This is a genomic window from Thalassospira sp., assembly GCF_030690045.1.
Taxonomy (GTDB): Bacteria; Pseudomonadota; Alphaproteobacteria; order Rhodospirillales; family Thalassospiraceae; genus Thalassospira.
The window spans coordinates 107,537-132,757 of sequence record NZ_JAUYHK010000011.1; the positions used below are offsets into that span (position 1 = coordinate 107,537).

At 54.7% G+C, this 25,221-nt stretch carries 20 protein-coding genes and 1 tRNA gene; 14 read left to right on the top strand and 7 right to left on the bottom strand.

From position 1 onward, the window contains the following. Positions 1–127: 127 nt before the first annotated feature. The 3 genes from Q8O73_RS06390 to Q8O73_RS06400 all read left to right on the top strand — a co-directional run bounded on the left by Q8O73_RS06390 (position 128) and on the right by Q8O73_RS06400 (position 4,185). Entirely contained in the window at positions 128–1,729 is a 1,602-nt protein-coding gene (locus tag Q8O73_RS06390; protein WP_305556571.1) for a choice-of-anchor I family protein, read from the top strand. Between the two features lie 221 nt (positions 1,730–1,950). Beyond that, positions 1,951–2,679: a response regulator gene (locus Q8O73_RS06395; RefSeq protein WP_305557912.1), complete on the top strand. Its 729-nt coding sequence runs from the start codon at positions 1,951–1,953 to the stop codon at positions 2,677–2,679. Positions 2,680–2,682: 3 nt separating this feature from the next. Beyond that, complete coding sequence (locus Q8O73_RS06400; protein ID WP_305556573.1) at positions 2,683–4,185, top strand: ATP-binding protein; 1,503 nt, start codon at positions 2,683–2,685, stop codon at positions 4,183–4,185. 40 nt (positions 4,186–4,225) lie between these two features. Here Q8O73_RS06400 and Q8O73_RS06405 read toward each other — a convergent pair whose 3' ends face one another. From Q8O73_RS06405 to Q8O73_RS06425, 5 genes are all read right to left on the bottom strand, one after another. Next, positions 4,226–7,090, bottom strand: coding sequence for a methyl-accepting chemotaxis protein (locus Q8O73_RS06405; protein ID WP_305556575.1), 2,865 nt, complete (start codon positions 7,088–7,090; stop codon positions 4,226–4,228). 137 nt (positions 7,091–7,227) lie between these two features. After that, positions 7,228–8,340, bottom strand: a complete 1,113-nt coding sequence (locus Q8O73_RS06410; RefSeq protein WP_305556576.1) for an ABC transporter ATP-binding protein — start codon at positions 8,338–8,340, stop codon at positions 7,228–7,230. Positions 8,341–8,344: 4 nt separating this feature from the next. Then, positions 8,345–9,232 (bottom strand): carbohydrate ABC transporter permease, encoded by an 888-nt coding sequence (locus Q8O73_RS06415; protein WP_305556578.1) that lies wholly within the window; start codon positions 9,230–9,232, stop codon positions 8,345–8,347. Then, positions 9,225–10,133 (bottom strand): carbohydrate ABC transporter permease, encoded by a 909-nt coding sequence (locus tag Q8O73_RS06420; protein WP_305556580.1) that lies wholly within the window; start codon positions 10,131–10,133, stop codon positions 9,225–9,227. Before Q8O73_RS06420 ends, Q8O73_RS06415 begins: the two co-directional genes overlap by 8 nt. Positions 10,134–10,237: 104 nt before the next feature. Next, positions 10,238–11,500 carry an ABC transporter substrate-binding protein gene (locus Q8O73_RS06425; RefSeq protein ID WP_305556582.1) on the bottom strand — a complete coding sequence of 421 codons (1,263 nt, stop codon included), beginning with the start codon at positions 11,498–11,500 and terminating at the stop codon, positions 10,238–10,240. A gap of 566 nt (positions 11,501–12,066) precedes the next feature. Here Q8O73_RS06425 and Q8O73_RS06430 point away from each other — a divergent pair. The 6 genes from Q8O73_RS06430 to Q8O73_RS06455 all read left to right on the top strand — a co-directional run bounded on the left by Q8O73_RS06430 (position 12,067) and on the right by Q8O73_RS06455 (position 17,225). Then, entirely contained in the window at positions 12,067–12,231 is a 165-nt protein-coding gene (locus Q8O73_RS06430; protein ID WP_305556584.1) for a DUF1127 domain-containing protein, read from the top strand. A 480-nt stretch (positions 12,232–12,711) separates the two neighbouring features. Then, the gene (gene bfr, locus Q8O73_RS06435) at positions 12,712–13,188 is read left to right on the top strand and encodes a bacterioferritin (RefSeq protein ID WP_305556586.1); all 477 of its coding nucleotides are present in this window, start codon (positions 12,712–12,714) and stop codon (positions 13,186–13,188) included. A 15-nt stretch (positions 13,189–13,203) separates the two neighbouring features. Next, positions 13,204–13,695, top strand: a complete 492-nt coding sequence (gene bfr, locus Q8O73_RS06440; protein ID WP_305556588.1) for a bacterioferritin — start codon at positions 13,204–13,206, stop codon at positions 13,693–13,695. A 196-nt stretch (positions 13,696–13,891) separates the two neighbouring features. Next, on the top strand, positions 13,892–16,324 hold the full coding sequence (locus Q8O73_RS06445) for a heavy metal translocating P-type ATPase (RefSeq protein ID WP_305556590.1): 2,433 nt from the start codon (positions 13,892–13,894) through the stop codon (positions 16,322–16,324). A 3-nt stretch (positions 16,325–16,327) separates the two neighbouring features. After that, complete coding sequence (gene cueR, locus Q8O73_RS06450) at positions 16,328–16,714, top strand: Cu(I)-responsive transcriptional regulator (RefSeq protein WP_305556593.1); 387 nt, start codon at positions 16,328–16,330, stop codon at positions 16,712–16,714. A 28-nt stretch (positions 16,715–16,742) separates the two neighbouring features. Beyond that, positions 16,743–17,225 carry a cytochrome c gene (locus Q8O73_RS06455; protein WP_305556596.1) on the top strand — a complete coding sequence of 161 codons (483 nt, stop codon included), beginning with the start codon at positions 16,743–16,745 and terminating at the stop codon, positions 17,223–17,225. 14 nt (positions 17,226–17,239) lie between these two features. Here the strand turns inward: Q8O73_RS06455 and Q8O73_RS06460 are convergent, their stop codons facing one another. Continuing rightward, on the bottom strand, positions 17,240–18,352 hold the full coding sequence (locus Q8O73_RS06460) for a PAS domain-containing sensor histidine kinase (RefSeq protein WP_305556599.1): 1,113 nt from the start codon (positions 18,350–18,352) through the stop codon (positions 17,240–17,242). Between the two features lie 33 nt (positions 18,353–18,385). Beyond that, a complete protein-coding gene (locus Q8O73_RS06465; protein ID WP_305556601.1) occupies positions 18,386–19,636 on the bottom strand; it encodes a D-amino acid dehydrogenase in 1,251 nt (416 codons plus the stop codon). 125 nt (positions 19,637–19,761) lie between these two features. Between Q8O73_RS06465 and Q8O73_RS06470 the strand changes: the two genes are divergently transcribed. From Q8O73_RS06470 to clpX, 5 genes are all read left to right on the top strand, one after another. Then, positions 19,762–21,243 carry an NAD(P)H-hydrate dehydratase gene (locus tag Q8O73_RS06470; RefSeq protein ID WP_305556603.1) on the top strand — a complete coding sequence of 494 codons (1,482 nt, stop codon included), beginning with the start codon at positions 19,762–19,764 and terminating at the stop codon, positions 21,241–21,243. Between the two features lie 112 nt (positions 21,244–21,355). Then, positions 21,356–21,440 (top strand) — tRNA-Leu (locus tag Q8O73_RS06475). A 116-nt stretch (positions 21,441–21,556) separates the two neighbouring features. Next, on the top strand, positions 21,557–22,984 hold the full coding sequence (gene tig / locus Q8O73_RS06480; protein WP_305556605.1) for a trigger factor: 1,428 nt from the start codon (positions 21,557–21,559) through the stop codon (positions 22,982–22,984). Positions 22,985–23,028: 44 nt separating this feature from the next. Then, positions 23,029–23,658, top strand: coding sequence for an ATP-dependent Clp endopeptidase proteolytic subunit ClpP (clpP, locus tag Q8O73_RS06485; RefSeq protein ID WP_305556607.1), 630 nt, complete (start codon positions 23,029–23,031; stop codon positions 23,656–23,658). Between the two features lie 290 nt (positions 23,659–23,948). Next, positions 23,949–25,214: an ATP-dependent Clp protease ATP-binding subunit ClpX gene (gene clpX / locus Q8O73_RS06490; protein ID WP_305556609.1), complete on the top strand. Its 1,266-nt coding sequence runs from the start codon at positions 23,949–23,951 to the stop codon at positions 25,212–25,214. Positions 25,215–25,221 lie beyond the last annotated feature (7 nt).

Here is a 25,221-nt window from a genome sequence, read left to right on the forward strand (position 1 = left end):
GGACCGGGTCGGAGCACATCCTTTGCAAAGATATTTATCAAAGCATCATATCATTGTCATGAAACCGTTACCCGTAACTCTCATTGTTGAATCCTTGATAAATTTCACAGACAAAAAGGGTTAATTCATGCGTCGTTCAGTATTGCTGGCAGGTGTTGCGATTTCTGGTCTGTTATCGGCAGGTGCCGCTAGTGGCATGCAGATGAAAAATGATATTTCCTTGCGCAGCGCCAATATGGCGGCGCATACGCTTGCAATTACGCCGATGGGAGAATATCGGACGAAGTTGTTTGATGAAGGTGGGGCAGAAATTGTCGCTTTTGATGCCGACAGCAAGCGGGCGTTTGTTGTCAATGGCGGGGACAAGGGAATTGATATTCTGGATCTGTCCGATCCCATGAATATTCGCAAAATTTCAACGATTGAACTGGCACAGTGGGGCAAGACCGCCAACAGTGTTTCCATTCATAATGGCCTGATTGCGGCCGCTGTTGAAAACACCGAGAAACAGGCACCGGGCAAAGCGGTATTTTTTGATATCGACGGCAATTTCAAAGCGGCAGTAACCGTTGGTGCCTTGCCCGACATGATCAAGTTTACCCACGACGGCCGACATGTGCTGGTCGCCAATGAAGGCGAACCCAATGACGCCTTCGACAATGACCCGGAAGGGAGCGTTTCTGTCATTTCCGTTCCGGCCGACATTACCACAATAACCGATGAAAATGTTAAATTCGCAACATTTGAACATCTGAACGAAGCGGTTCTGCCATATGGTATGCGCACAGCAAATCCGGGGACATCCAGCATCGCACAGGATATTGAACCGGAATATATTGCGATCAGTGCGGATGACAGCAAAGCCTATGTGACTTTGCAGGAAAACAACGCCATTGCAATTGTCGATATTGCGACCGCCCGCGTAACGGATGTTGTTGCTCTTGGGTTCAAGGATCATTCGATCCATGCCCTTGATGCCAGCAACAAGGATGACGCGATCAATATAAAAACCTGGCCGGTTTGGGGCATGTATATGCCTGATACCATTGAGGGCATTGAAATTGACGGCAAAGATTATTTCATCATCGCCAATGAAGGTGATTCCCGCGATTATGACGGATACAGCGAAGAAGCCCGCATTGGCGATTTGAAACTGGATCCGACGGCGTTTCCCGATGCCGAAACATTGCAGAAAAAGGAAAATCTGGGCCGTCTGAAGGTGACAACGGCCCAGGGAGATGTTGATGGCGACGGTGATTTTGACAAGCTTTACACATTCGGCGGTCGGTCGTTTTCTGTCCTGAACGATCATGCTGCGATGATTTTTGATAGCGGCGATCAGTTTGAACAATATCTGGCCGTGCATTTTGCAAGCGACTTTAACGCTGACAGCAGCGAAAATGGCAGCTTTGATGATCGTTCCGATGATAAAGGCCCTGAGCCGGAAGGTGTTACCAGCGGCTATGTCAATGGCGTCCCTTATGCGTTTATTGGTCTGGAACGGCAGGGTGGTTTCATGGTCTATGACCTGAGCAATCCACAAAACCCGCAATTTGTGACCTATCATACTGACCGTAATTTTGCCGGTGATCCCAAGACCGACAAAGCGGGTGAACTGGCCCCGGAAGGGATGCTGTTTATTGATGCGGCAAAAAGCCCGACGGGTAATGCCATGCTGGTGATTGCGTCAGAAGTTTCTGGCAGCACCAAAATTTATGATCTGAAATAAAAGCATAAAGTTAGCTACCCGATTTGTGGCTGATGCGTGTGGGAATGTGACGGGTGTTACAATGGCGGGCCGAATGATCATTTCGGCCTGCCATTTTGTTTGGCAGTCCGATATCCCCAAAATCAACAGGGCGATGATCGCAGAATGCTTCAATTTGTTACAAAAACCGATTACACTCCGCCGCAATTGGACAAAGCCATTGATTTTGCAGGAGACAGAGCCTGAGTTCCCGCCGTGAACCCCATATTCTTGTCGTCGATGACGATCAGGAAATACAGCGCCTGTTGAAGAAATTCCTGCTTCAACACGGTTTTCGCATTACGACGGTTTCCGATGGCGGCGAGATGCACAAGGCCCTGCGCGACTGGAATATTGATCTGGTGATCCTTGATATCATGTTGCCAGGTGATGACGGGTTTGCGTTGTGCCGAGATGTGCGGCGCAATTCCAAGGTGCCGATCATTATGCTGACTGCCGTGGGCGAGGATACCGACCGGATTTTGGGGCTGGAACTGGGCGCGGATGATTATCTGACCAAACCGTTCAATCCACGGGAATTGCTGGCGCGTATTCGGGCTATTTTCCGGCGGGCAGAAACCGGCACCAAAGCCCCGCCAGATCAGGGCGGATCGGAAAAAATCCTGTTTGGGTCGTGGGTTCTGGATTTGGGGGCGCGGGAATTGCGCGGGTCCGACAATGTGGTGGTGCATTTGTCGAGCGGCGAATTCGCCCTGTTACGCGCGCTGGTCAAACATAACAAGCGGCCTTTGTCACGCGAACAGCTTGTGGATATTGTGCGCGGGCAAAGTTCTATTCCGTTTGACCGCAGCATCGACATCCAGATCAGCCGATTGCGGCGCAAGATTGAAAAAGATGCCAAAAATCCCAAGCTGATCAAAACCGTGCGCGGCATCGGGTATCAGTTTTGCGCCGATACCCGTCTGGAGTAGGGCGTGCAGGGCCGCCGCAGCGCCATCGCCGAAATTTTACGGCATTACAAACCCCGCACCCTGGGCGGGCGGATTTTCGTGATCATGATGCTGGGCGGTGTGATTATTGCCGGGATCAGCACAATGGCGTCGCAATATATCATTGACCGCAGCGAACGCATCAGCCGCGCCTATACGCTGGGCTTTACCATCCGGGAATTGATCCTGATTGCCGAAAACCCGGAATTGCGGTCCAGTGCCGCTGATCTTGGCGCACGCGATGGGCTTTTGGTGACATTGATGGCGGCGGACGAGCCGGGAACATCGCTGTTATTTAGCCGTCCGGCGCAACATATCGCCCTGCCGGTCCGGTTAAGCGAAACCGGTTGGCCGACATCGGTAAAGGTGTATTTCCGGCGTGGACGATTAAGTTCCGAACAAAGATCATCGATTGAAAAGTCCGAAAGTCCCGGTCTGTTTTTTGCCGGTCTGTCGCGTGAAATTGCCCGGCTGGGGCTGGAGGGGCGGCTGGAAGTTACCATGCCATCGGGCAACCGGTTGTTGGTCGCGCATCCGGTGTTATGGGCCGATCACGCATCGCCCTCTGTGGTATTTATTATGTTTCTGGTGGGCGTGGTGGCAGTTCTGGCAGTGTTTGCCGCCCTTGCCGATTTGCTGGCAGGGCCGTTCAAATCCCTGACCCATGCGATTTTGCGCAATGGGGATGAAGTCGAAGGCCCGCCGGTTGAAGAACGCGGGCCAACCGAGGCACGGTCAATGGCGGCGGCCTATAACGGGTTGCGGTTGCGGATTGCGCGGATGCTGGATGACCGGACCCGGATGTTGGCGGCGATTTCCCATGATTTGCGTACGCCCAGCACGCGGTTGCGGTTGCGCGCCGAATTTATCGATAATGACGAATTACGCGAAACTGTGCTGCGCGATCTGGATGAAATGGATGATTTGCTGAGCGATGCGATGGATTTCCTTGGTGACTGGATTCACAAGGAAGAAGAACGCACCGTTGACTTCATTTCGGTGCTGGAAGCAATTTGCGATGATTATGCCGATCTGGGCCGCCCGGTGGTATTTGAAGGACCAAAACCGTTAAAATTCAGTTCTGTACATACGGTTTTTGGCGGCGGGGACGAGGCCCATTCCTTTGGCGATAAACGGTCCATTCGCCTGACCTGCCGGGCTGGAACCTTAAAACGCGCCTTTACCAATCTGATTGAAAATGCCCTGAAATACGGTCATCGCGCCTATGTCAGTCTGGATGCCACGGCAGATCGGGTGATGGTGACGGTTTGTGACGAAGGGCCGGGCATTCCCGAAGAAGAACAGGAAAAGGTGTTTTTACCGTTTTACCGGGTTGAGGGATCCCGGGCACGCAGCACTGGCGGCAGTGGCCTTGGCCTGTCGATTGTCAAAACCGTGATTGACGCCCATGAGGGCGATATCAGCCTGCGCAATTTGCCGCGCCGGGGATTGCAGGTTACGATCACCCTGCCGCGCCGGGTGGCCTGAACACCCGGCCAGACGGGGCAGGCCGGGTGTTTTGATATATTCAGCCTTGCCGGACATCGCGCAGAAATCCATCAACCTCGTGCTGGATATGGCTGGCCTTGCGGCCAAGATTTTGGGCGGCGGTCAAAACATCGCGCGATATTTCCCCGGTTTCCAGAACCACCGTATTGGCTGCGGACACGTCGCTTGCGGCGCGGCGGGTGGTGTCGTTGGCGGCCTGGGCATTGCGGGTGATTTCATCGGTGGCCGATGCCTGTTGTTCCACGGCACTCGACAAATTGCTGGTGATGCCGTCAAGGTCGGCAATCGCGGTGCTGATTGCGTTGATTTCGTCGCTGGCATGTCGGGTGGCATCCTGAACGGCACGGACCCGGCCTTCGATATCGGCGGTTGCCTTGGCGGTTTGATCGGCCAGATGTTTGACCTCGTTGGCGACCACGGCAAACCCCTTGCCGGCGTCTCCGGCGCGGGCGGCCTCGATGGTGGCATTCAACGCCAGCAGGTTGGTCTGTTCGGCAATGGTTGAAATCAGGGTGACAACATCGCCGATTTCTTCGGCCAGCTTGTTGAGTTGACCGACACTTTGCGCCGATTCTTCGGCGCGTTTGGCTGTGGTGCGGGCAATATCGGTGGAATCAGCCGTCTGGCGGCGGATTTCCCGGATCGAGGCGGCCAGTTGTTCGGCGGCGGCTGCGACGGTTTCAACGCTGTGTGCTGTTGCCTCTGTTGCAGCGGCAGCACTTTCGGAACGTTGGGCGCTGACGGTGCTGCGTTCGCTAAGTATCTGGGCTGATGCGTTCATTTGTTCCGATGCGGTGCCGATTTCTTCGGCAACCGATTTGATGCGCGTTTCAAAATCGGCGGCAAGATTGTTCAGGGCATCCTGACGTTCGCGGGCGGCGGCATCGCGCTGTTGTGCCTCGCGCTGCTGGGCGGCGGTAATTTCGACGGCATTGGCGCGGAAAACTTCCAGTGTCCTGCCCATTTCCGAAATTTCATCATTGCCGGTATCGTCAATGATGGTGGCAGTATTGCCTGCGGCAATATCGGCCATCGCCACGCGGACCCGTTCCAGACGGGCAATCAGGCCGCGCCCGACATACAACCACGCCAGCAACCCGGCCAGAATCAGAGACCCGATGCCAAGAGAGATCAGAATCCAGCGACCCTGGGCAATGGCGCGTGCCGATTGCCGGGTGACGGCAGAGGCTTGTTGGCTTGCCGCACCGGCCACACCCTGCACACCCATTTTTTCAACCGACGTCCGAACGCCGTCAAGGGCTGCGGCGGCTTCGTTACGCGCCAGAAGGGCGGCGCGACGTTGTTCGACAATGGTGGGGCCGGTCAGGCTGGCGGCGGCATTGATAATGTCGGTTTGCCCGCTGAGCGATCGGGCAATTGCCGTACTTTGGGTTGCGGTATCGCCAAGACGTGCCGATACCTGATCCAGCGCGGCCAGATCGGACGAAGCCGCCGCCTGATTTTGATATCCGACGGCAAGATTGCCGGTGGCTTCAAGGCGCACCATCGTGATCAGGGCGGTCAACTGGTCTTCAAGCAGGCTGGTCAGGGCGGTGCGGCTTTCTTCCTGGATGCTGGCGGAACGGTCCCGCAGATTGGCATCGGCGGTTTCGACCACCGGCTGGATGGCATCGCGGAACGCGACATGGGTGGCAACCAGTTCGGCCTTGCGTTCGGCGGCAAGTCGCGACCATGTGGCGATGGCGCGCTCGATGGCTTCCAGTTCCTGGGCGCGCAGATCAAACAGTGCCCCACGGGTGATGCCAAGACGGAAAAAATCGCCAATCGGTTTTTTGAAATCGGCACTGATTTCTTCGGGGATTTTACGGTTTTCAGAATAGAATTTCTGGAAATTGTCCTTGGCCTCGCGCACCTTGGCGATATTGGTGGCGGCAATTCCCGAGACCATCATTGCATAGCTTTGCGCGACAATCGCCTTGACCTGATTGCGCGGGGCAGGCAGCAGGGCGGTGTTGCCGTCAACCAGTGCCATCACCTCGCCATAGGCCTGATGCAGGCGGGCTTCCAGTCCCTCGCGGGCCTTGCGAAACACTTCGCTGGATTGTGCGGTTGCCGTCAGTTCGTTGCGGCGTATCGAAAAGACATTGTTGTTGCCTTCGCCAAAACCGATCAGGGAAAGGGTAATGTCGGCCAGTTCGGGTGACTGAATTTCCATGCCCAGATCGCCCAGAACCTTGCTGGTTTCGGCAAAACGGCTTTCCAGCGCGTCAAGGGCGGCGGCATTTTCGGCGTTGGCTGCCTCCAACAGGATACTGACCATCAGATTGCCCTCGGCCTGCAAGGTCAGGGCGGTGCGCAAGGTGCCGACTTCGCCGGTGATCAGGGTATTGATATTGTCATTGGCGGTATTGATGACCGAATTGCTGCCCGATACCAGATCGCGATTGGCGTTTTCAACCTGTTGATTGATATTGCCCAGAAATCCGTCATGGGAGCGGCGCAGGGTTTCAACGCCTGCGGCAACCGCACTGTCATATTGTTTGCGTGTGTTGGCTGCTGTGATCAGCGAGGTCAGGCGTGGCTGCAATGTGGCGGCATCGTCGGCCAGCAGGCTGTTTTGTGTTGCAGCCTGAAGATTTTGCATGCGCTGATTGGCCAGACCGGACAATTGTTCGATATTGGCCGATGGATTGTTTGCCAGTTCCGATGCAATCACGGCAATCGCGCTGCTTTCCTCGGCGGCGCGCAGGGCCTGTGCCACCGACGAGGTTTCGGTAACGCTGTTCAGGGCCGAACTGATCCGTTCAATCGAGATAATGCCGACAATGGCGGCAATCGTCGTCATGGTTGCCATCGCACCAAACGAGGCCCCCAATTTGAAACGGATGCCAACCCCCTTGCCGGTCCGGTCTTGTGTGGTCATGTGACCTGTCTCCCTGAAAGCACATGTTTGCGCGCGCTTTTCGTCGCCCGGTTTCTGCGCCCGGTGCGGTTTGCTGGCGGATAGACGATGTAAAAAGAAGAACGGCGGGCGGCCCCCAGACCCTCCCGCCGTTCAGATCAGATCCGCAGTTCCGTTACCGGATCAAACAGACTGATCTGAGACATATCGGCCGAGAATGTCATGGTTTCGCCCGGATGGGGTGCCCGGTCGGGCCGGACACGCGCCACGATTTCCTTACCGCCGATTTCTATGACCGTCATGGTGTCGGCCCCGGTCGGTTCGATGACTTCGACCTTGCTGTCGAAATTGACATACTGGCTGCCCGGTTCTTCCGACCCGGTCCGCTTGTGCGTCAGGCCTTCGGGGCGGATGCCAAACACCACATCCTTGCCGACATAGGCGTTATAGCTTTCGGGTGCATCTTTCAGCGGCAGGACAATCGGGTTGCTGCCGCGTTCGATGGATATGGCCAGACGGCCATTGTCGCTGATCAGTTTGGCATGAATGAAATTCATCGAGGGCGACCCGATGAAACCGGCAACGAACATATTGTTGGGGTGTTCATAAATCCGCTGCGGCGTGTCGAACTGTTGCAGGATACCGTCTTTCATCACCGCAATGCGCGACGCCAGAGTCATGGCTTCGATCTGGTCGTGGGTGACATAGACGATGGTCGCGCCCAGACGCTGATGCAGTTTCTTGATTTCGGTGCGCATATCGACGCGCAGTTTGGCATCAAGATTTGACAGCGGTTCGTCAAACAGGAAAATGTCCGGGTTCCGCACCAAGGCACGGCCCATCGCCACACGTTGACGCTGACCGCCCGACAATTGTGCCGGTTTGCGGTCCAGAAGCGGTTCGATTTGCAGAAGTTTTGCGACGCTGGCAACAGCCTTGTCGCGTTCTTCTGCCGATACCCGGCGGATTTCCAGACCAAAGGTGATGTTCTTGCGCACAGTCATATTGGGATAGAGCGCATAGGACTGAAACACCATTGCGATGTTGCGGTCCTTGGGGTGAACATCGTTGATCACCCGGTCGCCAATGCGGATTTCGCCACCAGATGACGATTCCAGACCGGCAATCAGGTTCAGAAGGGTGGATTTGCCGCAACCCGACGGACCGACAAGGACCAGAAACTCGCCGTCTTCAATCGCCAGATTGATTTCTTTGAGAACCTCGACCGGGCCATAGGCCTTGCGCACTTTATCAAGGGTGAGTGATGACATTTGATTATCCCTTCACCGAGCCGGCAGTCAGGCCGCGGACAAAATATTTCCCGGCCAAAACATAAACCAACAGGGTCGGCAGGCCGGTCAGCAGGGCTGTGGCCATATCGACATTGTATGCTTTGACGCCAGTGGTGGTATTGACGATGTTATTAAGAGCAACAGTCATGGGCGCGTTATCGCCCGAACTGAACGAAGCCCCGAACAGGAAGTCGTTCCAGATCTGGGTAAACTGCCAGATGACAGACACCACAATGATCGGGGTTGAAATCGGCAGGATGATCCGCCAGAAAATCGTAAAGAAACCCGCACCATCGATGGTGGCCGCCTTGACCAGTTCATCGGGGATCGAAACATAGTAATTGCGGAAAAACAGGGTGGTGAAGCACAGGCCATACACAACATGGACCATGACCAGACCCGGTGTTGAACTGGCAAGGCCCAGCTTGCCCAGAACCTGTGACATCGGCAGCAAAACCACCTGAAACGGGATAAAACAGCCAAACAGCAACAGGGCAAACACCACATTGGCCCCCTTGAACCGGAACTTGGTCAGGGCATAGCCGTTGATCGCGCCCAGAAAGGTCGAAATCAAAACGGCCGGAATGGCCATTTTGACCGAATTCCAGAAATAGACCTTGATCCCCGAACAGGTGACGCCAACACAGGCGTCGTTCCAGGCATAGGTCCATGCGTCAAAAGTGATGACGCGGGGCAGGGAGATCAAAGATCCTTCGCGAATTTCCGTCAATGATTTCAGTGATGTCGAAACCATTACAAACAGCGGAAACAGGTAATAGAGCGCAAACAGGATCAGTACGAGATAAAGCAAGCCGCGCAGAACGGCATTTTTCCAGCCTGCGCCATGGCTGTATTGCTGAAGATCAGCCATTTTTCCTGCCTCCCCGCAGTTCGGAATAGAGATAGGGCACAATGATCGCCATCACGGTCGCCAGCATCATCATTGCACTGGCGGCACCAATGCCGAGCTGGTTGCGCTGGAACGCCATCGTATACATGAAGGTCGCAGGCAAATCCGAGGCATAGCCGGGGCCACCGCCGGTCAGGGCAATCACAAGGTCAAAACTTTTGACCGCGAGATGGGCCAGAACGACAATCGCGCTGAGGAAAACCGGGCGGATCGATGGAATGATAATGCCGAAATAAATGCGAGGCAGGCTGGCGCCATCCATATAGGCGGCGCGAATAATGTCCTGATCGACACCGCGCAACGCCGCAAGGAACATCGCCATCACAAAGCCCGACGCCTGCCAGACCCCGGCGATGACAACGGTATAGATCGCCATGTCGGAATTGATCAGCCAGTCGAACTTGAAACTGGCCCAGCCCAGTTCGTGCATCATGTTTTCCAGACCAAGGCCCGGATTGAGAATCCATTTCCAGACGGTCCCGGTGACAATGAAAGACAGGGCCATCGGATAGAGAAAAATGGTGCGAAGTGCGCCTTCGGCCCGGATGCGCTGATCCAGCAGGACCGCAAGCAAACAACCCAGAAGAAGACAAATCGTAATAAACAATCCGCCGAAAATCAGCAGATTTTCGATGGCAACATGCCAGCGTTCCATCGACCACAGGCGTTCATATTGCCGCAAGCCCGTCCAGCCATAGGAAGGCATCATGCGTGAATCTGAAAACGCCATATAGGCCGTCCACAGGATAAACCCATAGACAAAAAACAGGGACGCAGCAAAGGACGGTGCGACAACGATCTTGGACAGATTGCGTTGAATGAGCGCCGTCAGGTTGCTTTTGGTGCTTGAAGAAGCCCCCATAACCCTTTGCCTCAACTTTATTTATAAATGCGGGACACTGGCCCCGGACAAAAGCCCGGAGCCAGCATTTTCACGTCAGGCGCAATGCCTGTTTATGAAGGTGATCAGTCTTTGGCCAGTTCAACGGCTTCGACCAGACGGATGACGGCTTCGTCAGACGACATGTCGGAGTTGAAATGTGCGGTAACGACGTCAATGATTGCACCGGCAAGGTGACCACGCAGGGCCATGCCATGTGCCATCGACGGCAGGAACCCGCCCGCTTCTTCGGCCGATTTCAGGTCGGATTCGGATTTGATGGCGCAATCGTCAAAATTGGTCATCGGAACGCCCAGACGTGCCGGGATCGAACCTTTGAGCAGATTGAAGGTTTCCTGAAACTTTTCGCCAACAATCAGTTCGGCCAGAAGTTTCTGACCGGCAACCTTGTCATCGCCGCTGACTTCAAACATGGCAAAGCTGTCGGTGTTGAACAGATAGCCGTTTTCCGACGGGGTCGGGGCGCAGATGAAATCCTTGCCCGGTACCTTGCCGGCTGCCATGAATTCGCCCTTGGCCCAGTCACCCATGATCTGCATGGCGGCATCGCCATTCATGACCATCGCGGTGGCAAGGTTCCAGTCCCGACCGGAGAAATCGGCATCGACATAACCGCGCATTTTGCGCATCTGGTCGAACACGGCTTTCATCGTGTCTGATTTCAGCGCGTCTTCATCAAGGTCGATCATGGTTTGCTGATAGAATTCCGGTCCGCCAACACCCAGAACAACCGTTTCAAAGATGGTTGCGTCCTGCCACGGCTGACCACCATGGGCCAGCGGGGTAATCCCGGCGGCTTTCAGTTTGTCAGCAAGGCTGTTGAATTCTTCCCACGTACCGGGAACTTCGGTGACATCAACCTTGGCCAGCACTTCCGGGTTTGCCCAGATCCAGTCAACACGGTGAATATTGACGGGAACGGCCACGTAATCACCTTCATACTGCATGATCGTCTGGATGGCGGCAGGCAGAACATCGTTCCAGCCTTCGGCAGCGGCAACGTCATTCAAATCGGCAAGGGCGCCTTGTTCGGCCCATTCCTGAATTGCCGGACCTTTGAGCTGAACGGCCGCCGGTGCATCGCCCGACAGGACGCGCGAACGCAGAACCGTCATGGCCGCATCACCGGCACCACCGGCGACCGGGCTGTCTACCCATTTACCGCCCTTGGCTTCAAAGTCTTCTTTCAAAGCCGAAACGGCCTTGGCTTCGCCGCCCGATGTCCACCAATGCAGAACTTCGGCAGTCGGTTCGGCATGGGCGAAGGTTGCGGTTGCAAGTGCAGAAAATGCCACACCGGTGGCCAGAATTGTTTTGGTAAGTTTCATTTGGGTTTCCTCCCTGGTTTAAAACCATTTGCCGCGACACCATGCTGCGGGAGGACGGGGAATGCATCTACAAAACTGTAACAGGGCGTTTCCAAAAGCACGCATGGAAACAAATTGTTACAATAATCTGCATGTATAGCATGTTGATAGCGCATACCGGACCGTATTTTTAGTCACCGGTTCAGAACGGATGTTATTCCGGTGCGTCACAATTGGAAAAGGTCGGGGCGGTTTGGCGTCGATAATAAATAGGGAAACCGTTTGTGTCTGACGGTTTTGCCGTGCCGGTTCTGGTTCGGGCATGGTTTATGGTGCGGTGCACTGTGTTGAAAAATCGTGATTTTTCTCAGATTACTCCGTTTGCAGCAGGAATTTTCATCCAATAAAACAATTGAACCCATTCAATTGTGCCGAAATGGCATAGATGATGTGCAATCTTTGCAGATTGAGAGGGGGGCTGTTTCTGATATGCTGCATTGCAGAAGGAACATCGCTGAACGCCGTCCGGTCAGGATACAGTGTCCATATCAGGAAGCGTTCGATTTTTTTAACACAGGAGGTTCAACATGTTGTTGTCCAGTATGATCGTTGCTGTTCGTCGTTGGGCCTATGCACGGTCTGTCGCGAATGAACTTTACAATCTCGACACCCGTGATCTTGACGATGTCGGGATTTCCCGCTGGCAGATCAGGGACGTTGCGCGGAAAGCCGCTCGCGACGCCATCGCCTGAGCCAGACGAAACACCGACAGCGCCAGACTATAGGCAGCTGTAACGCAGAAGCCGGACATTTTGTCCGGCTTTTTGTTTGCGCGACCGCCTGATGCGATCATCGGTGAAACCGGTTCGGCAAGCGCCCGATACGGGCATCGTTCCCAAATGAGATATCACAGAAAGAATTCCCTTGTGCAAATCTGCGGCACGACGGGGCACGTGGTTTGGTTGCCCGACAGTCATGCCTTGCCGGTGACAGGAGAGCGCGAATCGCGTGAGGATATTCAAAACAGATTGGCGGAAAGAGGAAAGAATATGTTCCTAATAATCATTTGCGCGAAAATTCATGAGAATGATTTTCATTGTGGTGATTACTTTGGTTCTTTTATCAAAAAATGCCTAAGTTATTGATAATGGAAATCAAATTCACTTAAATGACTTGAATTCATTGAGCGTGGGGGGCAGTATTCAGGCAAGCTTTATAAAAGGAGTGCCGCAATGAAAGGTGATCCCAAGATCATCAGCCATCTCAATCGCGTTCTGACCAATCAGTTGAGCGCGATTAACCAGTATTTCCTGCATGCCCGTATGTTGCGGGACTGGGGTGTCGAAGAGATGGGCGAATATGAATATAAATTGTCGATCAAGGAAATGAAACGCGCCGATGACACCATCGGGCGCATTCTGTTTCTGGAGGGGCTGCCCAATTTGCAGAATCTTAACAAATTGCTGATCGGCGAAAATGTCGTCGAAATCCTTGAATGCGATATGAAATACGAACTGGCCGCCTTGCCGCAATTGCGCGAGGCGATTGCAGCCTGTGAAAAGGCCGAGGATTTTGTGACCCGTGATTTGCTGGTGAAATTTCTGGATGACCAGGAAGAGCATGTCGACTGGATGGAAACCGAGCAGTGGCAGATCGAGCACACCGGAATCCAGAATTATATTCAAAGCCGTTCGGGCGACGGCGATTAAAGGAGCACCAAGGCCATGAAGGGCAGCAAGAAAATCATCGAAGCGCTGAACAAGCAGCTGACCGCCGAATTATCGGCCGCCGATCAGTATAATATTCATGCCGAGATGTATCGCGATTTCGGTCTGCATGCGCTTTATGAACGTATGCATCATGAAATGGAAGAAGAACTCGAACACGCCAAAATGCTGATTGAGCGTATTCTGTTTCTGGAAGGGACCCCCGATACGGCATCCCGCGAAAAGATCAAGGTCGGCAAAACCGTGCCGGAAATGATCAAGCTCGATCTTGAATACGAATATGTCGTCATCAGCTATCTGAAAGACGCGATCAAGTTAGCGGAGAAGGAAGGCGATTACCAGACCCGCAATATGCTGACCAAGCTTCTGGATGACAGCGAAGAAGATCATGCCTACTGGCTGGAACAGCAATTGCGCCTGATCGATATGATGGGCCTGCAAAACTATATTCAGTTCCGTGCTGTGGGCGAACCGAACCCGCACGCCTGATCTTTTGCCGCTATCTGCAATAACAAGGCCCGCGTTCCAATCGCGGGCCTTTGTTTTGCGTGATTCCAGCTGTTACGCCTTGCTGAAAAATTGCCTGTTGACCTTCCTGTTGCGGGAACCTTTATGGTGACCCAAATAGTCAACACAGCCTGATGGTGTATCCTTGCGTCGTTGGGGCAACGGAATGGTGGGTTTTATGACAATGGCAGTGACAGCAACGGGCGATATCACCTTGCCGGTGGACGGCATGACCTGTGCCAGTTGTTCCGGTCGGGTTGAGAAGGCCCTGTCGAAATTGCCCGGTGTGTCGCAGGCCGAGGTCAATCTGGCGATGAATACTGCCCACGTCACCTATGATGCCAATATGTTGGGGTTGGTCGATTTGACCCAGGCGATTGTCGATGCCGGATATGACGTTCCGCAACAGCCATTATCCTTTGATATTGATGGCATGACCTGTGCCAGTTGTTCCGGTCGGGTTGAAAAGGCCTTGTCGAAACTGCGTGGTGTGACAAATGTGAGTGTCAATCTGGCACTGGAACGCGCCAATATATCCGTATTGCCGGGGCAGGTGACGGATCAACAGGTGATCGAAGCGGTTGAACAGGCCGGATATCACGCTATTTCCCGCAACAAGGCCATAACAGGTACCCATGATGATGCGGAAGCCAGACATTCCCGCAAGGCAGACCGGGCAATCTGGTGGCTGGTGATTTCGGCGGTTCTGACGGTGCCGCTGGTGGGACAGATGATCTGGATGACGGCAGGGGTGAATTACCATTTACCCGCCTGGGTCGAACTTGTTCTGGCAACACCGGTGCAATTCATCATTGGTGCCCGGTTTTATCGCGGGGCGTGGAAGGCCGTGCGCGCCGGAAGTGCAAACATGGATGTTCTGGTCGCGCTGGGCACGTCGGCGGCCTATTTTCTGAGCGTCTATAATATGATTGCCCACAGTGACAATACACACGGGCATTTGTATTTCGAGGCATCGGCGGCGATCATTACGCTGGTTCTGGCAGGCAAGATCATGGAAGAACGTGCCAAACGCGGTGCCTCGGCGGCCATTCGGGAATTGATGGCCTTGCGTCCGCGACGGGCGCGCCGCCTTGGCGCCGATGGCGGTGAAACCGAAATCGGCATCGAAGATTTGACTCTTGACGATATCGTGCGGGTATTGCCGGGCGAACGGTTGCCAATTGACGGTACGGTGGTATCGGGCGAAAGCGAGATTGACGAATCGCTGATTACCGGTGAAACCCGGCCCGTTGCCCGCAAACCCGGCGATGCCGTGGTTGGCGGGGCGGTGAATGGCACCGGACGTCTGGATATCCGGGTGGATGCGATTGGTGAAGACACCACCTTGTCGCGTATTATCCGTCTGGTCGAGCAGGCCCAGACAGGCAAGGCACCGGTGCAGAAAATGGTGGATCAGGTGGCCGCCGTGTTTGTACCGGTGATCATTGTCATCGCCCTGATCACGATGGCGGTGTGGATGATCATCGGGCAGGGCAGCGAAGCGGCGATTGTCGCGGCTGTTTCGGTTCTGGTGATTGCCTGTCCCTGTGCGTTGGGTCTTGCGACGCCGACGGCATTGGTGGCCGGAACCGGGGTTGCGGCCAAATCAGGCATTCTGATCCGTAATTTTGACGCGCTGGAACAGGCGCATAACGTCAATACCGTGATTTTCGATAAAACCGGCACCCTGACCGAAGGTGTACCGGCGGTGCATGATATCAGGGCGGTCGATGCCGCACAGAAGGATGATTTGTTGCGGGTCGTGGCTGCGTTGCAATCGGCCAGCGAACATCCTTTGGCGCGTGCCGTGGTTCGGGAGGCCAAAGAACGTAACATCAGCATACCCGAAGTGACGGATTTTCAGGGGCGAACCGGGGCGGGTGTTCTGGGCATGGTAGAAGGCCACAAGGTTTTGAGTGGCACCGCCGAATTGCTGAAGGATGAACAGGCGAGTTTGCCCGATGCGGCGATGGCGACAGAAATCCGCGATCATGAGGGGCAGGGGCGGACGGTTATTCTGGTGGCTGTTGATGGCTTTTTTGCCGGATATCTGACCCTTGAAGATCGCATCCGGCCCGAGGCAAGTGCCGCGATTGCGCTTTTGAAAGCACGCGGGATCGACAGCGTGATGTTGTCAGGCGATGCCGAAGATGTGGCGGCCCATGTCGCCCGTGAAATCGGACTGGAACAATGGCGGGGGCGCATCCGGCCACAGGACAAGGCACGCGAAGTTGAGACCCTGCGTAAAAACGGGCGTCATGTTGCGATGGTGGGAGATGGCATCAATGATGCGCCGGCCTTGGCGGCGGCCGATGTCGGCATTGCCATGGGCGGCGGGACCGATGTGGCGATGGAAACGGCGGGTATTACCCTGATGCGGTCCGATCCGCGCATGGTGGCGGCGGCGATTGAGATTTCTGTCGCGACCCGGCGCAAAATCGCCCAGAACCTGTTTTGGGCCTTTGCCTATAATGTGATTGGTGTGCCATTGGCGGCCTTTGGCATTCTGAGCCCGACATTGGCCGGGGCGGCGATGGCACTAAGTTCGGTGTCGGTGGTGACCAATTCCCTGATGCTGCGGCGTTGGCGTGCCCGCCAGACGGAGGCCTGAATCATGAATATTTCCGAAGCATCGCGCATTTGCGGCCTTCCGGCCAAGACCATCCGCTATTACGAGGAAATCGGCCTGATCATGCCGGGGCGTCTTGCCAATGGATATCGCGATTATGGCGATACCGACCTGCATAAACTGGGGTTCTTGCAACGATCCCGCGGTTTGGGGTTTTCGGTTGAGGATTGCCGGATGTTGTTATCGCTGTATGAGGATCGCAACCGGGCGTCCGGTGACGTCAAAAAACTGGCTCAGGACCATTTGACGGAAATTGACCGTAAAATCGCGGAATTAAAGGGATTGCGCCGCACCTTGTCGCAACTGGTTGACCAGTGTCAAGGTGACGACCGCCCGCATTGCCCCATCATTGATGATCTGGCCCGCCAGTAAACCGACAAAACAAGAGAGAGAGCGACCCGTGAAAACGTCGATTAATATCGGACTTGCCGTTGCCATTCTGGCCGGGGCAGGTGCGGTTGCTTATGGGGTGCTGAAACCCGAAATATCTGACAGTGTATCTGTGCGGCTTGCCCCGGAAGATACGTCGCTGGTGGCTATGGGCAAGAAAATTTATGAGGAAAATTGTGCCTCCTGCCACGGTGTCAGGTTGGAAGGGGAGCCGGACTGGCAACAGCGCCGACCCGATGGCCTGTTACCCGCACCACCCCATGATGTTAGCGGCCATACATGGCACCATCCCGATGAGGTATTGTTTTCCCTGACCAAATATGGTCCGGCGCAAATTGTCGGCCAAGGATATCAAAGTGCCATGCCCGGTTATCAGGATATTCTTGATGACCGGCAGATCATCGCCGTGCTGTCCTATATCAAAAGCCGCTGGCCGCGTGAAATCCGCGCCCGGCATGACCAGATGAATGAAGCGGCCCAAAACAGGAACTGACCGGTGGACCGGTTTCAGCGCGGCAAATGAATTTTGACGGTGGTACCCTGTCCGGGCAGGCTGTCGATGCCAATGCGCCCGCCATGCAGTTCGGCCAGCAATTTGGCCAGCGGCAGGCCCAGTCCTGTGCCTTCGCTTTCCTTGACCCCGGCGGGATGAAGTTGCGAATAGCGCATCATGGCGCGGGGAATGTCATCTGGCGACATGCCCACACCGTTATCGGTAATGACAAAAATGATTTCATCATCCGCAATTTCCAGCGCCAGATGGATTTTGCCGCCATCCGGGGTGAATTTTGTCGCATTGCTGAGGATATTGATCAGGATTTGTTTCAGTTTCAGGCGGTCACAATTCACCATCAACGGCCCATCGGGCAATGACATTTCAAAGCTGTGATGGCGTTTTTTGATGTGATCCATGACAATGCGGGCCGCCTCATGGGTGATCGCAATCACATCATCGGGCATGCTGTGCAGTTTCATCGCCCCGTCGGACAATTTCGAGACATCCAGCACATCATTGACAAGGGCCAGCAAATGCCGCCCGGCATCCAGAACATCCTGCGCACAATCGCGATAGTTTTGCGATAGCGGGCCCAGAACACCTTCGGCAATCAGTTCGGAATTGCCGATGATGGCATTCAGCGGCGTGCGCAATTCATGGCCCATATTGGCCAGAAAATCGGATTTCGATGCATTGACGTCAACGCGATCCTGCCTTTGTTCGATCAGGCTGCGTTCTGCAAGCTGCCGACTGTTATTTTCCAGAAGTGATAACAGAAGGGCCGCACAGGTTTGGTTGTGATCGACATAATCGATGGCGGCAATCGACATTTCGCACAGGATTTTTTCCTGTCTTGCATTGATAAACACAATGTCGCCCCGCCACGGTCGTCCGGAGACAAAGGCGGCATCCATATCGCCCAACAATCCGGGGGACAGGAATCCGGCCTTGTGATTGACCATGCGGTCACGGGCAACGCCCATCATCCGGGCCAGTTCTTCGTTACATTGTAAAACACGGCCATTTCGTTCGCAAATGGCAACGCCATAGGGCAGGGCATCCAGCACCACCTGACTGGTCAGGGATGGTCTGGTATCGGTCAGAATGACAGTGTCAGTCGTCATATCGAAGCCCCTGCTTGAACTGCGGTCTGCCGTTCAGAAACGGTCAATGCCCAGTCCGTTTAACGATATGTCGGTTTTTTGATCGGACATCAGATCGGCAATCGCCTTGCCTGATCCGCAACTCATCGTCCACCCCAATGTTCCGTGCCCCGTATTCAGATACAGGTTACCATACTTCGTGCCCCCAATAACAGGGGCAGAATCCGGGCTGACCGGGCGTAAACCGGTCCAGTATTCGACAGTATCGCGGTTACCTGCATCGGGAAACAGATCAAACGTCTGATCGAAAACCAGTTTTTTACGCCGTTCGGACATGCGCAAATCATAGCCGTCCAGTTCGGCGGTTCCGGCGGCACGCAGGCGATTGCCCAGCCGGGAATAGACCATTTTCACATTATCATCGATCAGGGCGACCATCGGTGCACCGTCATGACCGGTGGTATCCACCGTCATCGAATATCCCTTGCAGGGATAAACCGGCAGGTGAATGCCCAGTGGCCGAAGCAAAAGCGGGCTGTAACTGCCCATGCAGACCAGAAACCGGTCGGCGGTCACAAGACCCTTGTCGGTCAGGACGCCCGTCACCTGATCGCCATCGGTCATTAATCCCTGAATTACGGTGTCATAGTGAAATTGCACACCACGGGCGGCGCAATGCGCGGCAAGTTGCCGGGTAAAGTGATGGGCATCGCCGCTTTCATCATCGGGGGAAAAACTGCCACCGATGATCTGATTGCCAACAGACCGCAGAGCCGGTTCGATGTCCAGACATTGACGCGGATCGACAAGATGACGGTTCAGGCCGAAATCCTGCATGATGCGCACGGCCTTTTCGACATGGGCCATTTCGACATCGGTCCGGCAGATATGCAGAATACCTTTTTCCAGATGATCATATTCAAGACCCAGTCCGGTGCGCAAGGCATGCAGGCAGTCGCGGCTGTACAGGGCAACCCGCAGGGATTTTTCGATATTGATCCGCGCCCGCGCATTGGTGCAATTGCGCAGGAATTTCAGACCCCAGCCAAACAATTGTGGGTCCCAGCGCAGGCGAAACAACAAGGGGGCCTGTTCATTGCCCAGCCATTTGATCAACTGACCGGGAGTGTCGGCATTGGCCCAAGGGGTGGCGTGGCATGCGGAAATCTGACCGCCATTGGCAAAACTGGTTTCCTGCCCGGCCATTGGTTGACGGTCGATCACTGTGACCTGATGGCCATTTTGCAAAAGATACCAGGCTGCCGTCGTCCCGATGACGCCCGCGCCCAAAACAACGACATGCATGCCGGAAAAGCCTTGTTCGGAATAATCGATAACCGGACTCGCGCCCGGATTTGCAATATACTCAGCGAGATAACAAATAGCTACCGGTGCGGTCTGCGTATTTTCCACCAGACAAAAGGCCAGAGATGACTGAACTTTTAACGACGCAAGAAATGTATGAAGCCGACCGGCGTACCATCGCCTCCGGGGTTGCCGGGGACATCCTGATGCAACATGCCGGAGCGGTTGTGATGCAGGCAATTGTGCAAAACTGGTCACCGCGCCCGGCCGCCATATTGTGCGGGCCGGGCAATAACGGGGGTGACGGGTTTGTCATTGCCCGTTTGCTGCGTGAAAAGGGCTGGCCGGTGCGGCTTGGCTTGCTGGGATCGATTGCGGATTTGCAGGGCGATGCCGCGCTGAATGCCGAACGATGGGGCGGACCGGTTGAATTGCCGTCTCCGGCCTTGCTGGTCGGGGCGGAACTGGTGGTTGACTGTTTGTTTGGCGCAGGACTGGCCCGCGATATTGACGGCGATGCCGCCACCCTGATTGAGGCGGTCAATAATGCCGGATTGCCTGTGGTGGCAGTTGATATACCCAGCGGCGTTGATGGGAATAGCGGCGATGTGCGTGGTATTGCCATCCATGCCGATCTGACAGTGACATTCTGCCGGGCAAAGCCGGGACATTATCTGTTGCCGGGGCGGGAAAGGTGCGGTCGGCTGGTGGTGGCCGATATCGGGATTGCCGATGATGTGATTGCGGCAATCGGGCCACAAGTGATGCTTAATCATCCCGATGTCTGGCGCGATGCCATTTGCTGGCCCGCCATGGCCGGGCATAAATATCAGCGCGGCCATGTTCTGGCGCTGGGCGGTACGCAAACCACAGGTGCGATCCGGTTGAGTACGCGCGGTGCGCGGCGTGTCGGGGCAGGGTTGCTGACCGTGATTGCCGATCCGGCAGTTCTGGCGCTTTATGCCGCCGATGCGCCGGGGGTGATGACAGCTCCGACCAGCCAGTATGAGGATATGCTGCAAGATTGCCGCCATAATGCAATTGTCATCGGGCCGGGATGTGGTATTGGCGACGAAACACGATGGAAGGTCATCCATGCCCTGCGCAGTTGTCGCGCCTGTGTTCTGGATGCCGATGCCCTGATCAGCTTTGCCGAGGATTCGAGTGCCTTGTTTTTTGCGATACAAGGGCCGACTATCCTGACCCCGCATGAAGGGGAATTTTCCCGATTGTTTCCCGATATTGCCGGTGACAAGATCAACCGTGCCCGTGCGGCGGCCAAACGCAGCGGGGCGACAATTGTCCTGAAAGGGGCCGATACGGTGATTGCGGCCCCGGATGGCCGGGCACGGATCAATGCCGCCGATGCACCGTGGCTGGCGACGGCGGGGTCGGGGGATGTTCTGGCCGGGATGATTGCCGGATTGCTGGCACAGGGCATGAATATGTTTGACGCGGCATCAATGGCGGTGTGGTTGCATGGCGAGGCCGGGCAAAAATTCGGCCCGGGCCTGATTGCCGAAGATATCCCGGAAATGTTGCCGGGATTGTTGTCCGGACTGTTTCGATCCGGGGGTAAAAGCCGGTTTTTCGGGCCAATTGCATAATAATGTCACATTGCAGTGCGACTTGCGGCAGGCGACGCTTGCATGAGGGGTGCGAAGTTTGTATTAAGGCGCACTCACGCCGGTCTTGCCGGGGTGTTTGGTATGCCTGTGAGCGGGCGTGGCGGAACTGGTAGACGCGCCAGGTTTAGGTCCTGGTAGAGCAATCTGTGGGGGTTCGAGTCCCTTCGCCCGTACCACCGGCACACCAAAGAACGGGAAAAGAATAAAGTAATTCGTTTAGTCATAACGACTTTTTGACGTCCGGACGGCGTCGCGTAACGGACATAATTCGAACCAAGCAAAAGAGTTATCTATGCAGGTTACTGAAACCAAAAACGAAGGCCTGGCGCGCGAATATAAAGTTGTCGTGCCGGCAGCCAAGATCGAAGAACAACTCACCGCGAAACTGGAAGAAGTCAAAAGCCAGGTTCGTTTGCCGGGTTTCCGTCCGGGTAAAATCCCGGGCAAGCTCCTGCGTCAGCGTTACGGCAAGGCCGTGATGGGTGAAGTGCTGGAAGCCGCTGTCAATGAAAGCACCAACAAGGTGTTGACCGACAATGAGCTGCGCCCGGCTGTTCAGCCGAAAATCGAAGTCACTTCCTTTGATGAAGGCAAGGACCTCGAATATGATATTTCGGTCGAAATCATTCCGGCCATCGAACCGATGGATTTTGCCAAGCTCAGCCTGAGCCGCGAAGTCGTTGACATCGATGACGCAAAAATCACCGAAACGCTTGACCGGATCGCGGCTGCCCAGGGCACCAGCGAAGCCATCTCGCGCAAGCGGAAATCGAAAACCGGCGACGTTCTGGTTATTGATTTCCTTGGCAAGATTGATGGCGTTCCGTTTGATGGCGGCAAAGCCGAAGATTACCAGCTTGAACTGGGATCGGGCACCTTCATCGAAGGTTTTGAAGACCAGCTGACCGGGGTCAATCCGGGCGATGCTGTTGTGGTCAAGGTGAAATTCCCGGAAGCTTATGGTTCCACCGAACTGGCGGGCAAAGATGCCGAGTTTGATGTGACCGTCAAGGAAATCCAGGAAAAGAAACCGGCTGCGCTGGATGATGAACTGGCAAAAAAGCTGGGTCAGGAAAGCCTTGAGTCGCTCAAGGATGCCATCCGCAAGGATTATGGCCGTGAATACGAATCGGTTGCCCGTCAGAAACTGAAACGTCAGTTGCTGGACGCGCTTGCCGAGAATCACAGCTTTGATCTGCCGCCGTCGCTGGTTGAGAATGAACTGAACGGTATCGTCGCCCAGATCAAACAGGCGCGCGAAGCCGGACAGGAAGATGACGAAACCAAAGGCAAGTCGGAAGAGGAACTGATCGCTGAATTCCGCGAAATTGCGGAACGTCGTGTTCTTTTGGGACTGCTTCTGGCGGAAGTTGGCCGGAACAACAAGATTCAGGTAACCCAGGAAGACATCAACAAGATCCTTGTCACCGAAGCCCGCAAATATCCGGGCCAAGAACAGCAGGTTATTGAATTCTATAAAAATAACCCGCAGGCCTTGCAGGCGCTTCAGGGCCCTGTATATGAAGACAAGGTTGTTGATTACATCGTTGAACTCGCCAAGGTCGAAGACAAAAAGGTCTCGCTTGAAGACCTTCTGAAAACCGACGACGAAGACGAGGCTCCGAAGAAAAAGACTGAGTCTGCGAAAAAAGCACCGGCAAAAAAGGCTGCGGCCAAGAAACCGGCTGCGAAAAAAGCAGGTGCTTCGGACGAAAAGTAATCTTCGGATAACGGTTTTGGGTTGCAGCAAGGAGATTGCAGTTGATGATTGAAGAACAGATGAACACGCTCGTACCAATGGTGGTCGAACAGACCAGCCGGGGCGAACGGGCCTATGACATCTTTTCACGGCTTCTCAAGGAACGGATTGTTTTCATCAACGGTCAGGTCCATGACGGCATGTCGTCACTGATTTGTGCGCAGTTGTTGCATCTCGAATCGGAAAATCCGGATAAGGATATCTCGCTGTATATCAATTCGCCTGGCGGTGTCGTAACGTCAGGTCTGGCGATTTATGACACCATGCAATACATCCGGTGCGATGTTTCGACCGTATGTATGGGGCAGGCGGCTTCGATGGGGTCGTTGTTGTTGATGGCCGGGGCGGCTGGCAAACGGTATTGTTTGCCGAATGCCCGGGTCATGATCCATCAGCCTTCCGGCGGTTTTCAGGGGCAGGCATCGGACATTGAAATCCATGCCCGCGAAATTCTTTCCCTGCGTCACCGGTTGAACGAAATGTATGTTCATCATACGGGCCGTGATCTGAAAACCATTGAAGACGCAATGGAACGCGACAAGTTTATGACGCCCGATGAAGCCAAGGAATTTGGTCTGATTGACGAAGTTGTGACGTCGCGCCCCAAACCGGATAGTGACAGCAAGGATAAATGACATCTTTTTGATGTCGGATATCTCGCTTTGGAACGCCCCGGTTTTCCGACCGGGGCGTTTTTTATCGCTTGCACCGTTTCGGACGAAAGTCCTAGGGTGCAACAGTCTGGAACATACAGGCTGCCTGAAACGTTTGGGTGATTAAGGGTGGGGCTTTTGCATCTGATGATGAAGCCCCATATGAAAGAAAGTGCCGATAGCCGGAAAAGAGCAGATTAACCGTTGAGGTCGATGTCCTTTCCCGGCTAACATGTCTGCAAAAGATAACGTTAAACGCAATTGGGGTTTGTATGAGCAAATCGAACAGCGGGGACTCCAAGAACACTCTGTACTGTTCTTTCTGTGGAAAGAGCCAGCACGAGGTTCGCAAGCTCATCGCCGGTCCAACCGTGTTCATCTGTGATGAATGCGTCGAGCTTTGCATGGACATCATCCGCGAAGAGCACAAAACACATCTCGTCAAATCGGCAGACGGGGTGCCATCTCCGCACGAAATTTGCAAGGTCCTCGATGATTATGTCATCGGGCAAAGCCATGCGAAAAAAGTTCTCTCTGTTGCGGTTCACAATCACTACAAACGCCTTAACCACGCGGGCAAGAACGAAGACATCGAACTGGCCAAATCCAACATCATGCTGGTTGGTCCGACCGGTTGTGGCAAGACTCTGCTGGCGCAGACGCTGGCGCGGATTCTGGATGTGCCCTTTACCATGGCCGATGCCACAACCCTGACCGAAGCCGGTTATGTGGGCGAGGATGTCGAAAACATCATTTTGAAACTGTTGCAGTCTGCGGATTACAATGTTGAACGCGCCCAGCGCGGCATCGTCTATATCGACGAAGTCGACAAGATTTCGCGCAAGTCCGACAATCCGTCGATCACCCGTGACGTTTCGGGCGAAGGTGTCCAGCAGGCCTTGTTGAAAATCATGGAAGGCACGGTTGCCTCGGTGCCGCCGCAAGGCGGTCGCAAGCATCCGCAGCAGGAATTCCTGCAAGTCGATACTACCAACATCCTGTTTATTGTTGGCGGTGCCTTTGCCGGTCTTGACAAGGTGATTGCCCAGCGTGGTCGCGGCAGCGCCATTGGCTTTGGTGCCGATGTTCGTAGCCCCGAAGACCGTCGTCAGGGCGATGTCCTGCGCGAGGTTGAACCGGAAGATCTGTTGAAATTCGGTCTGATCCCGGAATTCATCGGTCGTCTGCCGGTTCTGGCAACGCTGGAAGACCTTGACGAAGCCGCACTGGTGCAGATTTTGACCGCACCGAAAAACGCCCTGATCAAGCAATACCAGCGCCTGTTCGATATGGAAGATGTCAAACTGACATTCCATGACGATGCGCTGGTGGCGATTGCATCCAAGGCGATTGCCCGCAAGACCGGGGCGCGCGGATTGCGGTCGATCATGGAAGGCATTCTGCTGGATACCATGTTTGACCTACCGACAATGGATAGCGTCGAGGAAATTGTCGTCAGCAAGGAAGTTGTTGAAGGCAAGGCCAAGCCGCTGGTCATTCACGCAGAACGCCGTAACGACGTTGAAAACACTGCCTGACATTATT

Coding starts and splice junctions, on each gene's coding strand:
- clpX (WP_305556609.1), top strand. CDS start 23,949: ATGAGCAAATCGAACAGCGGGGACTCCAAGAACACTCTGTACTGTTCT.
- Q8O73_RS06445 (WP_305556590.1), top strand. CDS start 13,892: ATGACAATGGCAGTGACAGCAACGGGCGATATCACCTTGCCGGTGGAC.
- Q8O73_RS06390 (WP_305556571.1), top strand. CDS start 128: ATGCGTCGTTCAGTATTGCTGGCAGGTGTTGCGATTTCTGGTCTGTTA.
- bfr (WP_305556586.1), top strand. CDS start 12,712: ATGAAAGGTGATCCCAAGATCATCAGCCATCTCAATCGCGTTCTGACC.
- Q8O73_RS06405 (WP_305556575.1), bottom strand. CDS start 7,090: ATGACCACACAAGACCGGACCGGCAAGGGGGTTGGCATCCGTTTCAAA.
- Q8O73_RS06410 (WP_305556576.1), bottom strand. CDS start 8,340: ATGTCATCACTCACCCTTGATAAAGTGCGCAAGGCCTATGGCCCGGTC.
- clpP (WP_305556607.1), top strand. CDS start 23,029: ATGATTGAAGAACAGATGAACACGCTCGTACCAATGGTGGTCGAACAG.
- Q8O73_RS06460 (WP_305556599.1), bottom strand. CDS start 18,352: ATGACGACTGACACTGTCATTCTGACCGATACCAGACCATCCCTGACC.
- Q8O73_RS06425 (WP_305556582.1), bottom strand. CDS start 11,500: ATGAAACTTACCAAAACAATTCTGGCCACCGGTGTGGCATTTTCTGCA.
- cueR (WP_305556593.1), top strand. CDS start 16,328: ATGAATATTTCCGAAGCATCGCGCATTTGCGGCCTTCCGGCCAAGACC.
- bfr (WP_305556588.1), top strand. CDS start 13,204: ATGAAGGGCAGCAAGAAAATCATCGAAGCGCTGAACAAGCAGCTGACC.
- Q8O73_RS06465 (WP_305556601.1), bottom strand. CDS start 19,636: ATGCATGTCGTTGTTTTGGGCGCGGGCGTCATCGGGACGACGGCAGCC.
- Q8O73_RS06420 (WP_305556580.1), bottom strand. CDS start 10,133: ATGGGGGCTTCTTCAAGCACCAAAAGCAACCTGACGGCGCTCATTCAA.
- tig (WP_305556605.1), top strand. CDS start 21,557: ATGCAGGTTACTGAAACCAAAAACGAAGGCCTGGCGCGCGAATATAAA.
- Q8O73_RS06430 (WP_305556584.1), top strand. CDS start 12,067: ATGTTGTTGTCCAGTATGATCGTTGCTGTTCGTCGTTGGGCCTATGCA.
- Q8O73_RS06470 (WP_305556603.1), top strand. CDS start 19,762: ATGACTGAACTTTTAACGACGCAAGAAATGTATGAAGCCGACCGGCGT.
- Q8O73_RS06415 (WP_305556578.1), bottom strand. CDS start 9,232: ATGGCTGATCTTCAGCAATACAGCCATGGCGCAGGCTGGAAAAATGCC.